Origin of the sequence: Acinetobacter higginsii (assembly GCF_000369525.1) — a bacterium.
In the GTDB taxonomy this organism is placed as follows: domain Bacteria; phylum Pseudomonadota; class Gammaproteobacteria; order Pseudomonadales; family Moraxellaceae; genus Acinetobacter; species Acinetobacter higginsii.
In genome coordinates this window covers 199,010-213,454 of record NZ_KB850072.1, presented here as the reverse complement: position 1 = coordinate 213,454, position 14,445 = coordinate 199,010, and the positions used below count along the sequence as shown (strand labels likewise).

Below are 14,445 nucleotides of genomic sequence, written 5' to 3'. Positions count from 1 at the left end.
ATGCCTATGCATTGCCCTCACAACAACTGACGGCAATACATACGGAAACATTGATCAAGAAAGGTGGAATTTTGCTATGTATAAAAATCTATTCGCCATCGCTGCACTATCGGCTTCAAGCAGCTTATTCGCAGCAACAAACCCATTAAGTGTGCATGTTCTCAATCAGCAAAATGGTCTACCTGCTGCTGATGTCACCGTTGTGCTCGAAGTGCAACAAAAAAACCAGTGGATCGAAATCAATCAGGCCAAAACTGATCAGAATGGACGAATTACTGCCCTTTATCCGACGCAACAGCAATTAAAGTCGGGTATTTATAAAGTGACGTTTAAAACTGGTGACTGGTATAAAGCGCAAAAACAAAGCAGTTTTTTCCCTGAAATTCCTGTTATTTTTGAAGTTGATGGAACCTTGCCGCACTATCATATTCCATTACTGCTCAGCCCCTATGGTTATTCGACTTATCGAGGCAGCTAATAAAAAGGACGCTCATAGCGTCCTTTTTATCAAGTTCTAACCCTTCAACCAGCGGTCAACTTTTTGCTGATCTTCAACTTTGAGTTCAACTGTTGTGAGTGAGTTTTCACCCGCTTGCAGTTCCAGTTGTAATAACTCATCGCGGCGGAATGCATAAACTGCAAAGCGACCTTTTTGTTTCGCATATTTAGCTAAAAGTTTTTCTGATGCTTTGATACCATCAATCGCGATAATGACATCATTCGCCGACAAGCCCGCTTGAGCTGCCGCACTCTCTCGACGCACTTGCTGTACCACCACACCTTCCGCTTTATCAGCCACTTTTAAGCCAAAAGGTAAAGCCTTATCATCTTTGATGTTATAACTTAAACCAAATTCAGGGAATAATTGATCAAGTGGTAATTCATCTGTGGTATTAATCAGATGATTGATTTGCTCAATCCAGTTGTCCCCTGTCAATTCATTACATAATTCAAAAATAGTCCGATCATTAACCTGAATGCCATTTTGGGTATTTTCATACAAACGGCGCATCAAGGCATCTAAGTTAGAACCACGTAAGCGTAAGCCTAAGTCTAGGCAAAGTGCTACTAAACTCCCTTTGTTATAGTAACTGGTGCCTGCATTATTTGAGTTTTCATCCTGACGATAGAACTTAATCCATGCATCAAAACTCGACTCTGAAACCGATTGAATCAAGCGTCCTGGATTTTGTAAATAACGATCAATTTGCGCTTTCAGTAGATCTAGATAAGACTTCTGCGAAATCACACCACTACGCAATAAAATCAAATCATCGTAATAAGAAGTAAAACCTTCAAAAATCCAAAGTAAGCTGGTATAGGCTTCTTTATGCAAATCATAATTAGCAAAATTTTCAGGACGAATAAATTTCACTAACCATGAATGAAAATACTCATGGCTGCATAGACCTAAGAAGCGTTGATAATCTTTAGAAGGTTCTTCTGTTTCATCTGCCTTCGGTAAATCATCACGTGGTGTAATTAAACTGGTACTGTTGCAGTGTTCCAAACCGCCATAACTATTGCCTGTGGCCATGGTCATAAAGGTATAGTTTTGGAATGGTGCTGAACCAAACATGTTGATTTCAGTCTGGCAGATCTTTTGAATGTCTGCCTCTAAACGCGACAAATTGGTCGTGTGCTTCCCAGAGATTACAAACTCATGTGGAATACCGTTAGCTTCAAAACTAAAACGACTTTGCTCTGCCAATTCAAATGGACTATCAATCAGTTGATCATAATTTTCCGCTTTTAAGGTGAAACGCCCCTTCACCAAGCTTTTTGATGGCAAACCTGTTGCGATTTGAAAATGTTTTAATTCATCAGGTAAGAATATTTCAAGCTCACATGCTGCTTGTTCTTGATCTATCAGCCCTAAACAAACACATGCTGGATTAACATATAACCGTGTTTGATCGACATAGGCACCACGTACAGACAAATCATAGGCATAGACATCATATTCAACCGTAATCAGTTCGTGATCGGTATTGAATAAACGCCAACGATTTTTTTCTGTTTTTTTAATGCTTAACAAACGCCCTGCTTCATCAGACGCTTTAACCGATTCAATATGTTTGGAAAATTCTCGAATCAAATAACTACCGGGAATCCAAGTCGGTAGCCAAAGTTCTTGATTGGGATTTGCAAGAAAACGAAGTGTGACATGAATCAGGTGCTGGCGATAATCGTCGAACTCAATTTGGTAGTGCAACATAATTTTTAATCATGAAAATAGGAACAATTTCACACAGCTTAGCATTTTTTTACAAAGTCATGCGTAGATGTCGTAATTGTCAGCAAAAGTTTAGGGGCTATTGTCACTTTATCTATGGTTGCGACAGCGGATGTTTTTTAGGCGATACAAGGCATGTCTTGTGAAATTTAGTCATTCTAAATGAACAAGGCATAACGTAGTAGCGACAAAAAATGTTCCTGTCCCAAAGGGTTGTGGCTAAAATATCCTCATACTTCGTTATGAAACTTGGCAAGGGAATAGCCATTCCCTGCGTTCCATGCCTCGTCTGATGATTTTTTAGCCTACAACGCAATTCATATATAAATTGTCAATAGCCCCTAGATTCTTCAACAAAAAAGTCATAGCATTCTTGTCTCGCATTCTGGGCCATCGGATCGGCAATACAAGGTATTCACGTGAAATTTCTCCTCTCCCTCTTTACGTTGTTTAGTCTCGTCTGTGCAAACCTTGCACATGCAAATTTACTGAACATCGCACCTGAAACAGTTGAAGCACAAGCATGGTCGGTGATTGATGCTCAATCAGGGCAAATCATTGCTGAACACAATAGTCACGTTCAACGTGCGCCAGCGTCTTTAACCAAAATGATGGTTGCCTATATCGCATTAAAAGAGATCGAAGCGGGTAAATTACGTAAAGAAGAAGTGCTGACGGCTACACCTGTGGTCAGCACAGTGATGTGGGATGAGTCACAGATGTACCTGAAAGCTGGCGAACAGATTTCGGTGGATCAGCTTTTGGCAGGTTTAATTGTGATGTCTGCCAATGATGCAGCAGTCACCCTTGCTGAAAAAATTTCAGGCAGTGTGCCGCAGTTCGTTGCTCGTATGAATCAAGAAGCACAAGCATTGGGCATGAAAGATACACATTTCAGCAATCCTGCTGGGATTACCATGACCGATCATTATTCAACAGCAGCAGATTTAAGCCTACTTGCAAAAGCTATTGTGAAGCAAACCCCTGAATATTTATATTATTCAAAAATGCCAAGTTTTAGTTATAACCAACGCTTCCATCATGCAACCAATCTTGCTTTGAAAATGGATCCAACTGCAGATGGCTTAAAAACAGGTTTTACCAAAGCGGCGGGTTACAACTTAGCCCTCACTGCTGAGCGTCCGACCTTTAATCCACAAGTTGAAAAACGTCGTCTTATCGTTGTGGTTCTGGGCACACCAAGTGCCGTAAAGCGCGCTGAGGTTGCACATAAGTTAATGAACTTGGCTTATACCTATACCCGTGATGAGGAAGTGATTCCAAAACAACGACTCATTGCCGAATTGCCTGTGATTAAATCAACTTTAAAGATATTTAAAGTAGAAACACAGCAACCGACCATTGTGACCACTTCTTTATATGGTCAAACTGCACCCATTGATTTAAACACTTTTGACTTACTCACCCAACGTATTCATTTGACAGATGCCAACCAGCAAGTCACGACCGTTGAACCGCTTCAAACCACCAATACACATATCAATATTGAGCTCAATGAACAGCATTTAACTGCCCCTTTGACTCAAGTCATGAACTTGGCAACGGTATCGATTTATCAAAACAATCAATTGATACGTAGCTTACAAATTGAGAATGATGTACAGATTGAAGAAGCCAATATTTTTCAGAAAATTATGATCTGGTTTTCGAATTTGTTCAGTTTTTTCTCAACAAATGACACTAAAAACCCAAAACTTTACCCTTTAAACCAAGGTTAAAAAAAACCTACTATTTCTATCAAGATTACCAATACAATATAAAAAAAAGGATGGCATAATCCTGCCATCCTTTCACAAAAAAAATTAGGTTAATCATGAGTAAAACCTTACATCATATCGTGATTGTAGGCGGTGGCGCAGGTGGTTTAGAGCTTGCGACACAACTAGGAGAACGTTTTGGTCGACGCAAGAAAGCCCGAATTACCCTAGTTGACCAAAACCTCACTCACATATGGAAACCTCTCCTTCACGAAATCGCAGCAGGTTCACTTAATCCTCACGAAGAACAAACCAATTATTTTGCTCACGCAGAAAAACATCATTTTGAGTTCGTGCTTGGAACCTTAATAGATGTCAATAAAGATCAAAAACAAATTACACTTTCTCCCCCACAGCTTTCTAAAGAACATACTCCAGTCACCCAGAAACTTAGCTACGATACACTTGTGCTGGCGGTAGGTTCGGTATCGAACGACTTTGGCACAGAAGGTGTACGCGAACATTGTCATTTTCTGGATAGCCGTCAACAAGCGGACATCTTCCAACAAGATTTGTTTCATCTGTATATCGAAGCACAAAACCAACCAACTGAACGTGCTTTAAATATTGGCATTGTTGGTGCAGGTGCAACGGGGGTTGAACTTGCAGCGGAACTAATTGAAACCACGAAAAACTTTTATCGATATGGTTTAAAGAAAATTGATCCGAAGCAGGTCAAAATTACCCTAATTGAAGCCTCTGATCGCATTCTCCCTGCACTGACTGAAAAAACGGCTGCACACAGTGCCAAGCAACTGAAAAAAATGGGTATTGAAATTCTGACCCAACATAAAGTGCAAAAAGTCGATGAATCAAATGTCTATTTTAGTAATGGCAGTGTCTTGCACTCCGATATTACGGTTTGGGCAGCAGGCGTCAAAGCACCGAAAGTTCTAGAATCATTTACTGATTTTAAACGTGACAAGATTAATCGTTTAATGGTGTATGCAACACTACAGACTTATTCTGACCCAAATGTATTTGCCTTTGGTGATTGCGCCAACTGTCAATTAGATGCGCGTCAACCGCCATTAGGCCCACGTGCGCAAGTGGCAAGTCAGCAAGCAACATTCTTGGTCGATGCAATGGCCGCACGTTTGTCGGGTTCTCCGCAACCAATGTTTAGCTTTAATGAGAAAGGATCTCTGGTGTCATTAAGCCATAATCAAGCTGTAGGCGAGTTGTTAGGCGATGTCAGCGTACAGGGCTTTATTGCAAAAACCATGTATGTATCGTTATACCGATTGCATCAAGCCAATATTCATGGCTATACCCAAGCAGGTATGCTGACCATGAAGGATTTTCTAACGCGTCGTGTACGTCCAAAAATTAAGCTGTATTGAGTTGAAATTTCATATTTCGTCTCAATATTTAACTAAATCGTTTCAAAAAGTGGAAAATAGTCAACAAAATCTATTTTTCACTTTATGATATACAGCTAAAACTATTGATGACATGGATTCAAAACATGACTGCTATTGCACTTAACCACGTGGTTTCATTCCACTACACTTTAACAAACGCTGAGGGTGAAACACTTGATCAATCTCAAGGTGAACCACTTGCATATTTGCACGGCGCAGGCAACATCATTCCTGGTTTAGAAAATGCACTTACAGGTAAAACTGTAGGCGAAAAATTCACTGTAAACGTTCCAGCTGCTGAAGGTTATGGCGAATACAACCCAGACCTCGTTCAAGAAGTTCCAGCTCAAATGTTCCAAGGTGTGGACAACATCCAACCTGGTATGCAATTCCAAGCTCAAACTGATGATGGCGTTCAAATCGTAACTGTTAAAGCGATTGAAGGCGACAACATCATCGTTGATGCGAACTTCCCACTTGCTGGCCAAGATCTTACTTTTGAAGTTGAAATCGTTGAAATCCGTGATGCTTCTCAAGAAGAGTTAGATCATGGTCACGTTCACGGTGCAGGTGGTCACCACCACTAATTCATTTTGGATTAGATGGAAAAAGCAAAGCTTCGGCTTTGCTTTTTTATTACCAAGTGCTTTTCCAAAATCGGAAAATCGCTTAACGTTACTCAACTTTCGATTACAATCCACAGCTATGTCTCAGACCTATCAATTGATTTGGTTTCGCCAAGATTTAAGAATCCATGATCATGCAGCACTTTGGCATGCGACTCAGGTAGGCCCTACAATTGCACTTGTCGTATTGTCCCCTTCGCAATGGCAGCAACATGACGATGCAGCGATTAAAATCGAATTTTATCTACGTCAATTACAACAACTCAAACAGCAACTTGCAGACCTGAATATTCCCCTGCTGGTTCAAACAATTCCATTTTGGAAAGATATCCCTGATTTTTTCTCACGTTTAATTCAAAAACTTAATATTAAAAATATATATGCCAATATCGAACTTGGGATCAATGAACTCAAACGAGATCAGACTGTACAGCAGGAACTCAATCAATATAAAAAAGAATTGATCCTTTTCCATGATCGAACTCTATTTCCAGTGGCCTCTATCCGCAATCAATCTAACTCGCCCTATCAGGTTTTTGGTGCATTTAAGAAAACCTGCTATCAACGTTTACAGCACGGTTTACCCCAATGTTATCCCTCCCCAACGGAGCAGCAACCACTGTCGCTGGATATATCCGCCTTTCAACAAGATGACATCCAAACATTACAACGCGACTATATAAAACAAATCCAAGATACCAACTTTAGCAAATGGCAAGTTGGAGAAGCACATGCACTCATGCTCTTAGATCAATTTATTGATGAGCACTTAGCAGCTTATAAAACTGCACGTGATTTACCTGCGCTATCTGGCACCAGTCAGCTTTCTGCCTATTTAAATATTGGGATTATTTCGATTCGGCAATGCCTGCAAGCCCTGTTTAGACAGCAACACGGTCATTTTGAGATTCAATCTGAAGGCCAACAAACATGGTTAGATGAATTACTTTGGCGGGAGTTCTACCAACATATCTTGTTTGATTTTCCCAAAGTCTCCAAGCATCAGCCCTTTCAATCCCAGACCCAAAAGATCAACTGGCGAGATGATCCTATTTCTTTAGAAAAATGGCAACAAGGGCAAACAGGGATTCCGATTATTGATGCAGGTATGCGGCAAATGTTAGCCACGGGTTGGATGCATAATCGGGTGCGTATGATCTGTGCCATGTTCTTAAGCAAGAACCTCCTCATCGACTGGCGTAAAGGTGAACAATGGTTTATGCAGCACCTGATTGATGGTGACTTGGCTGCCAATAATGGGGGATGGCAATGGTGTGCTTCGACAGGCACGGATGCTGTTCCTTATTTCCGTGTGTTTAATCCGACGACGCAATCGCAAAAGTTTGATCCTGAAGGTGAATATATCCGTAAATGGATTCCAGAACTTGCCCATCTTGATAACAAAATGATTCATGAACCTTATGCAAAAAATCAGGCTTTAATACTGGATTATCCTAAGCCAATAGTGGATTTAAAGGCCAGTCGACTACGTGCAATCGATGCATTCAAATCACATTAACAGAGCTTACATAAGTTAAATAAACTTCTAAAATAGGATACTTTTTATTATTTTGAAATACAGACTATACTGTATGTTACTGTTTATAAAATTATTTTACAAAGCTAACAACAGAAAAACTGTCGTCAAAACTGTAAAATAATGCTAACTTCTTCACAAAAGACATTTATTAAAACTAAAATTATTATGCAAAAAAATCCGGCTCCAGCACTCGTCTTGTGGATTATCTCTGCCCAAATCTTTATGGGTATCGTTGCGTACGAGTGGCTGCCAGCAAGTTATCGCGGAAGCTGGGTGTTTTTACTTATTTTGTTAATTTCAGGGGCTTTTTTAAATGTTGGTATGGCCTTAGTTCTGGGGCTCGTCACATTTGTTGGGGTTGCTGTCTATTTTTTCCTTGACCTCGCCAATCAAACCTATGTCGAACGTCAACTGCTATTATTGTTTGTGCTACCAATTACCCCGATCTTTTTAAGTGCAATACGTCATAATATTCAAAATGCCTTAAAAAGCTTTCGTGCAATCCAAAGTTATGATCGTAATTATCAACACGATATCTTACCGCTGACCGCCTTAAAACATTTCCAAGGCGAATTAAAAAAGCTATTGCAGCTCACGCATAAAGATCACTATAAAATTATTACCACTCATATCAATAATACCGTACTAATTCGTGAAATGCTGGGCGAAGACATCTGGAAAGAAACCCAGAATAAAATTATGGCGATTCTTTCAAATGAAAGAGAGAGTGTGATTTACCATTTCATTAATGAAGAACTCAGTGAAATTAAAAGTATTGTCATTCACGAACCGAGCATTGATGAACATCACATCTATCCACACTTCATTCAAGACCTTCAGGAACTGACTGTACTCAAACTGCATATTGAGCAACATACTGAATACTTAGTACCTTCCAGTCGAGAGGTGCGCTGATGTCAGTATTACTCAATATCTGTGGTGTACTGGTTGCAACCAGCCATTTCCCAGATACAACCTTGCAGCAATTTTATCAGCAGTACTATCACTGTCAGATCGAAGCAGCAAAAACGGATCTAAGTACTCAAATTCAAACACCGCAAACGGTTGCTGAATTCTTTCCTCAGCCTGCGACATGGTGGCCTGTGTTCACATCTGATCAGTTGGACTCCGAAAGCTTTAAACAATTGGTTGAACAAGGCGTTAAACCAGGTGTGATTTTACCCAATGAATATTTTAGCGCGGTTAAATATTATAAAATTAAAAAAGCCGTCAATGAAGGTGCTATTCCTGTTGCCTTCTATCAAATGGCTCATGCAAAGTATTTTGCAGCTAAAGCAACTTTCTCAACTGCCATTGGCCTACGTCCCTTAGCGGCATTGATTGAAACGGGTTGGGATGAAAACCTGATTGCTCAACCCGCTGGTAGTTATATTATTCAATCAGACCTCCCTGATGAATTACGTATTCCAGCGCGAAAAATTCAACATCATCAGCACTATTTTTATCAAGCGATTACCGATCCTGCACAAAGCTCAGGTTATCAAGTGGTAATTAATCCACCACTTGGAATGCCCGTAAATACTATTGAGTATCCAAAACTGGGGATCTCATGGGATCTGAATCGCACACAATTTAGCAGCAGTACGGATGGAGTTGAAACCAGTTTATTTGGCTATATTTTGATTGGGCTAAGTACAGTGGTTATTCCACTGGATTATATCTATTCGGCACATTATCCGAGTTTACTCAGCACATTTGGGAGTTCTATCTCCTGGATTTCTTTATTACTTGGCGGCGGATTACTCCTGATCTTGATTATTTCTATCATTCGTAGGAGAAGAATAAATGCCCGCAATTGATATTCTTTTCTTATTTGGCTTTTTAGGCATTTGGATTCCACAAGCCTTTTGGGCATGGTTGAGCTTTCAGGCATGGAAATATTCTAAAAATGCAGCAAAAGAACTGGAAAATCTGCCTATTCCTGAACGATGGCCCGTATTAAGTGTCTTGATTCCAGCCTATAACGAAGGTGTGGTCATCGAAGACACTTTACATGCGATTGCACAACAGGATTATCCTGCACATGCCTATGAAGTACTACTGATTAATGATGGTTCAAAAGACAATACGCTAGAAATTGCTGAAAGAATGGCGGCCATTTATCCTTGCATTAAAATTGTTAATGTACCGAAAGGTATGGGTGGCAAAGGTAAATCTCGTACACTCAACAACGGTTTACCGCATGCCACGGGAGAACTGATCGTCGTCTACGATGCTGATAGTACCCCTGAACCCGACTGTGTCCGCCTATTAGCCCAGACCTTGCTGGCCGATAAAAAATTAGTCGCAGTGAATGGTAAAGTCCGTACCCGTAACTGGCGTGACAGTATTTTGACTCGTTTTATTGCGATCGAGTTTATTTTCTTCCAATGGATTTTCCAAGGTGGCCGTTGGCAGCGTTTTGAACTGTCGACCTTAATGGGCACCAATTACGTAATCTGGCGCGATGCTCTAGAAACGCTAGGTGGTTTTGATGAAAAATCTTTGGTCGATGATACCGAGATGAGCTTTAGAATTTTCCTCGGGCAAAGACGGATTAAGTGGGTACCCTACGCGGTTGGTTGGCAACAAGACCCTCCTTCTCTAAGTGTATTTGTAAAACAACGCTCACGTTGGACTCAAGGGAATTTCTACGTTACCAGTAAATATTTACCGATCGCACTTCGAAAACCATTCCCTATCGGCATCGAAATTTTTAACAACATCATGTGCTATGTGCTATTTGTACCTGCACTGATCTGGAGTCACATCACTTTAACGTTAGGCTTATTGGGTATTGCAGGGATTACTGTTCCTGGTCCATTTACGTTACTTTGGGGCCTATCCTTCTGTTTATATGTCGCACAAATGTGGTTCACTCTATCTTTAGAAAGAGCCAAACCTCAACTATATTTCTTCGCGGTTTTATCTTATGTCACGTATTCACAAGTATTCTTATTTATCGTGTTTAAAGCGGCTTATGACATGCTTAAAAATAAGATTCAGGGAAACTCGTTACAGTGGTATAAAACTGAGCGTAGCAAGGAGAAAAAATAAATGAAAAATAAAACCTTACATCATCCATTTTTAAAAGCTATGCTTGCAAGTGTAGTCCTCTCCTTGCCCGTATTCACATCTGCGGATACATTAAATACATGGACCTTTGACAACATCAACACGTCCAATAAATATACCATTGAACCGCACTTCTTTTATGTGGGCAAAGGCTCTGAATGGCAGAACATCCGTTTTACTAGCGATTACTCCACAGAGCATTTCACCACTTTACTCGTCAAATTTGATGACAAGCTGATCTACAACACCACCTTAAATGGCGACGGTACATTAAGCTTCGACATTCCTGCAACTCAAAACGGTTTTCATCGTTTAGATTTTATTTTACAGCAGTATTCGCCAAATACCTCGCCTGCTGCTGACCGAACTACCTTCTGTAGTGAGGATGTCGATCAGGTAACTTATTTAAGTAATTCTAAAATTGAATATACACGCCACCGCCCCGTTTATCGCTTAAAAGATTTGCCTGATGCTTTATTTAACCCACAGGTTGTCCGTCCAACGCCATTTGTTGGAGTCTTGAAATATAATCCCGCAAATGTCAATGAAGCTTCAATGCTAGGACGTTTGATCAGTGCATGGGGTTCAGTCACGCCTATCCAATGGTATGAACAAAACGCACCAACGGAGCAAACACCCAACTTTTATATTGAAATTTTAAAATCAGCCAGTCCTTTACCTAAAGGGACTTTAGTGCAAATTAGCACTGCCAATGATATTCCAACATTACAAATTCAATATGACCAACCAGAAAAACTAACCTCTGCAATTAACGGCTTACTCAATTCAGAATATTTACAACAACTGAATACCTCAGCAACCTTTCTTCCCAATAAGCTTGCAGCACCAAACTGGGCTAAAATCAAACAAATTCACACCCTTGCCGATTTAGGTATTAGTGATTTCCGCTTGAACCAAGCTGAAAAAAATCTCTTCCTCAACTTCCCCGCAGTTTGGCAGCCAACGGATATTTTACAAGGTCAAATTGCATTGCGTGTGCAGAGTGGTTTATTGGAAGGCTCTAACATTACCACTTGGATTGATGGCGGTTTTGCGGGGAGTTTGAAAACAGCCAATTTAGATTCGGACCCCGTTAACCGTCAATTTAACTATTTTGCCAAAACTATTTCGAACAATACGACCTTTAACTTAAAGCTTGAAAATTCGGTGATTGTAAATTCACAATGTTTACCAACCGCAAAAGGTTCTCTCTGGATTGATACACAAAAGTCGACGGTAAAACTCCCACATAAACTCAAAAATGGGGTTGCATCCTTATCAATGACTTTTGCAACCCATCCAACCATTGCGATTGATAGCAATGCGGGAAGCTTGGAAATCGCGATGATCGTCAGCCAAGTGGCTAAAAAAATGCTGATGACCAATGATCCAATCCCACTCAATCTAGTCAAACTTGATCCAGCAAAACCCGAACTTCTCAATGTACAGGTCAACCCCAATATCTATCGCCAACAGGTATTAATGCACCAAAGCACACTTTACCCACCTGCGACTGTGAATGGCTTCTTGGTCAGTTTCCATGATCAACGCTTTGATATTATTACTGACTCGATGCAAGGCGCTCAAAACTTCACCAAGCTTTGGGAAAAGGTTCAACAAAATATCCCCAATAATGCCAGCAAGATATTGGTAACTGAAAGTGGTCAGGTCTTCATTTTACAAAAGATTATGGTCGGTAACCAGAAAGCCCCTCTTGTTAAGCAATCATCATTCTTTATCTTGGTCGTTATAATCTCTGCTATCATGGTTCTTGCAATTTTGCTCTGGTACTGGCGAAAAAGACCAAATGCTAAAAATAAGGCTGACTAAATCCACAACGTTAATCACGCTTGCTTTATCAGCCCTGTTATTTTTAGGAGGTTGTATCCATCATCTCAAAACAGATGTACAACCTCCACAAATTGAAGGTATGTTCTGGCAACCTGACTTGGCTACAACGCCACCGTCAGGCAATTGGGACTTACTGGGTGTTTCTACTTTCGTGCCACAATGGTCGGTGGTGCAATCTAAATCATGGTTTGATCATGACATGGGTTTAGAAAAATGGGATAAAAACATTAATCTGAAACAGCTCCAGCAAAAAGCATGGGCTCAGCATATTTTACTTGGATTAGCAGGAGAATATGATGAGAAGCTAGCTCGTTCCAATGTATTACAACTTGCTGAAAATTCTAAAAAAATAATAGAGAATACCAAGTTCATTCCTCTTAAAGGTTATTACTTTCCTGTAGAAGCCGACCCAAGCTGGATCTGTGTTGATGATCTAGCCAAAGCGATCCGAACTTTACCTAAACCCCTGTGGATCAGTATCTATAGTGGAGAGCAGGCACCAGAGCATCTAGATTCTTGGTTAAAAAGTTGGTTGCCAAGCCATACGGGTGTGTTCTTCCAAGATGGTGTTGGCGTTGGAACACGTACACCACAACAAGCACGTATTGTATTAGAAGACCTTCAAAAAGAGTTTGGCAAAGACAAGATTGTGATTGTGTTAGAAGCGTTTCGTCCTATGAAAGGTGGAAAGTTTCGCTCCGCCTATCCTTGGGAGGTCATGCAGCAGTTGAAAGCCTACGAAGGGCAAACTGTCTATATTTTTGACGGTCCACATTATATGAACCGTATGACAGTTTATGTAGTCGCATTGTGGTATAAACTCAAATACAGCTAATCAATCATGAGACTAACCATCTGCAATTTGGTCTAAAATACGTTGTGAAGCCTTCCCATCTCCAAAAGGATTCGGGACATTGGCCATACGTGCATAATGAGCTTGGTCAGACAATAATTTTTCAGCTTCAGTGACAATCTTTGCTTGATCCGTTCCAACCAATATCCCTGCCCCCACTTGTACGACCTCAGGACGCTCCGTTGTCTCTCTTAAAATCAATACCGGTTTATGGAATGAAGGACTTTCCTCTTGTAGACCACCTGAATCCGTTAAAATAAAACTAGCCCGATCAATCACAGCAAGTAAACTTGGATAATCGAGTGGCTTAACCAAATGTACTTGTGCATGTCCATCAAATTGAGCATGAACGAGATCATGTACGGCTGGATTCAAATGCACAGGCCAAACAAAATGCACATCCTTATATTTTTGTGCTAAATGCTGTACAGCATGACAGATGTTCTGAATGCCCTCACCAAAATTTTCACGACGATGAGCCGTAATTAAGACCACGCGAGCATCGATGGGAAAATTCAAAGCATGTTGCTGTAAATAATTCTGTTCAGCACCTTTACGCTGAATCAACTCTCGACCTAAATAGACCGCATCAACTACTGTATTCCCTGTTACCGTAATTGTATTGGCCGCAATATGCTCCTGCAGTAAGTTTTGCTTCGACTGCTCTGTTGGTGCGAAATGCCACTGAGTAATTCGTGAAACCAGTTGGCGATTGCCCTCTTCGGGAAATGGATGCGCTAAATCATAAGAACGTAAACCTGCTTCAACATGAGCGACTGGAATTTTCATAGAAAACGCGACTAATCCAGCAGCTAAAACAGTTGTGGTATCACCTTGAATGATAATTGCATCACGCTGTTGCCCATCATTAAAAACACCTTCTAACTGACTTAGACCTTGTATCAATAATTGATTTAGGCTTTGGCCTGCATTCATCATTTTTAAACGATGATCAATTTTTATTTGAAAGAATTCAATCGCATCACGAACTAACTCATCATGCTGACCTGTGAAAATAACTTCGACCTGAAAACGAGGGTCTTGCCGGGCCTGCAGAATAACAGGTGCTAATTTAATCAGTTCAGGTCGTGTTCCGAACACAATCGATATCATTTTTTTCAT

The 14,445-nt window shown here is 40.5% G+C and carries 12 protein-coding genes; 10 read left to right on the top strand and 2 right to left on the bottom strand.

Annotated elements, in window-relative coordinates; genetic code table 11:
- Positions 1-76: 76 nt before the first annotated feature.
- Complete coding sequence (uraH, locus tag F902_RS07040) at positions 77-478, top strand: hydroxyisourate hydrolase (protein ID WP_005202274.1); 402 nt, start codon at positions 77-79, stop codon at positions 476-478.
- A gap of 36 nt (positions 479-514) precedes the next feature.
- On the opposite strand, the gene F902_RS07035 is transcribed toward uraH, so the two are convergent.
- Complete coding sequence (locus tag F902_RS07035) at positions 515-2,218, bottom strand: M61 family metallopeptidase (RefSeq protein WP_005202273.1); 1,704 nt, start codon at positions 2,216-2,218, stop codon at positions 515-517.
- 437 nt (positions 2,219-2,655) lie between these two features.
- Here F902_RS07035 and F902_RS07030 point away from each other — a divergent pair, with 437 nt between their 5' ends.
- From F902_RS07030 to F902_RS06990, 9 genes are all read left to right on the top strand, one after another.
- Positions 2,656-3,975 (top strand): D-alanyl-D-alanine carboxypeptidase PBP6B, encoded by a 1,320-nt coding sequence (locus F902_RS07030; RefSeq protein ID WP_005202272.1) that lies wholly within the window; start codon positions 2,656-2,658, stop codon positions 3,973-3,975.
- Between the two features lie 95 nt (positions 3,976-4,070).
- A complete protein-coding gene (locus F902_RS07025) occupies positions 4,071-5,357 on the top strand; it encodes an NAD(P)/FAD-dependent oxidoreductase (RefSeq protein WP_005202271.1) in 1,287 nt (428 codons plus the stop codon).
- Positions 5,358-5,482: 125 nt separating this feature from the next.
- A complete protein-coding gene (locus F902_RS07020; RefSeq protein ID WP_004801387.1) occupies positions 5,483-5,965 on the top strand; it encodes an FKBP-type peptidyl-prolyl cis-trans isomerase in 483 nt (160 codons plus the stop codon).
- Positions 5,966-6,083: 118 nt separating this feature from the next.
- On the top strand, positions 6,084-7,523 hold the full coding sequence (gene phrB, locus F902_RS07015; protein ID WP_026057573.1) for a deoxyribodipyrimidine photo-lyase: 1,440 nt from the start codon (positions 6,084-6,086) through the stop codon (positions 7,521-7,523).
- A gap of 186 nt (positions 7,524-7,709) precedes the next feature.
- Positions 7,710-8,459, top strand: coding sequence for a hypothetical protein (locus F902_RS07010; protein ID WP_032812185.1), 750 nt, complete (start codon positions 7,710-7,712; stop codon positions 8,457-8,459).
- A complete protein-coding gene (locus F902_RS07005) occupies positions 8,459-9,364 on the top strand; it encodes a hypothetical protein (RefSeq protein WP_005202266.1) in 906 nt (301 codons plus the stop codon). Before F902_RS07010 ends, F902_RS07005 begins: the two co-directional genes overlap by 1 nt.
- On the top strand, positions 9,351-10,601 hold the full coding sequence (locus F902_RS07000; RefSeq protein WP_004801394.1) for a glycosyltransferase family 2 protein: 1,251 nt from the start codon (positions 9,351-9,353) through the stop codon (positions 10,599-10,601). Before F902_RS07005 ends, F902_RS07000 begins: the two co-directional genes overlap by 14 nt.
- Positions 10,602-12,449, top strand: a complete 1,848-nt coding sequence (locus tag F902_RS06995) for a hypothetical protein (protein WP_005202264.1) — start codon at positions 10,602-10,604, stop codon at positions 12,447-12,449.
- Positions 12,427-13,305, top strand: coding sequence for an alpha-amylase family protein (locus F902_RS06990; RefSeq protein WP_005202258.1), 879 nt, complete (start codon positions 12,427-12,429; stop codon positions 13,303-13,305). Before F902_RS06995 ends, F902_RS06990 begins: the two co-directional genes overlap by 23 nt.
- 12 nt (positions 13,306-13,317) lie before the next feature.
- Here F902_RS06990 and wecB read toward each other — a convergent pair whose 3' ends face one another.
- Positions 13,318-14,445 carry a non-hydrolyzing UDP-N-acetylglucosamine 2-epimerase gene (gene wecB, locus F902_RS06985; RefSeq protein WP_005202257.1) on the bottom strand — a complete coding sequence of 376 codons (1,128 nt, stop codon included), beginning with the start codon at positions 14,443-14,445 and terminating at the stop codon, positions 13,318-13,320.

Bases quoted from the DNA above. Each gene is read 5' to 3' on its own strand.
- F902_RS06990 (WP_005202258.1), top strand. From the start codon at position 12,427: ATGCTAAAAATAAGGCTGACTAAATCCACAACGTTAATCACGCTTGCT.
- F902_RS07010 (WP_032812185.1), top strand. From the start codon at position 7,710: ATGCAAAAAAATCCGGCTCCAGCACTCGTCTTGTGGATTATCTCTGCC.
- F902_RS07000 (WP_004801394.1), top strand. From the start codon at position 9,351: ATGCCCGCAATTGATATTCTTTTCTTATTTGGCTTTTTAGGCATTTGG.
- uraH (WP_005202274.1), top strand. From the start codon at position 77: ATGTATAAAAATCTATTCGCCATCGCTGCACTATCGGCTTCAAGCAGC.
- F902_RS07005 (WP_005202266.1), top strand. From the start codon at position 8,459: ATGTCAGTATTACTCAATATCTGTGGTGTACTGGTTGCAACCAGCCAT.
- F902_RS07020 (WP_004801387.1), top strand. From the start codon at position 5,483: ATGACTGCTATTGCACTTAACCACGTGGTTTCATTCCACTACACTTTA.
- F902_RS07025 (WP_005202271.1), top strand. From the start codon at position 4,071: ATGAGTAAAACCTTACATCATATCGTGATTGTAGGCGGTGGCGCAGGT.
- F902_RS07035 (WP_005202273.1), bottom strand. From the start codon at position 2,218: ATGTTGCACTACCAAATTGAGTTCGACGATTATCGCCAGCACCTGATT.
- phrB (WP_026057573.1), top strand. From the start codon at position 6,084: ATGTCTCAGACCTATCAATTGATTTGGTTTCGCCAAGATTTAAGAATC.
- wecB (WP_005202257.1), bottom strand. From the start codon at position 14,445: ATGAAAAAAATGATATCGATTGTGTTCGGAACACGACCTGAACTGATT.
- F902_RS06995 (WP_005202264.1), top strand. From the start codon at position 10,602: ATGAAAAATAAAACCTTACATCATCCATTTTTAAAAGCTATGCTTGCA.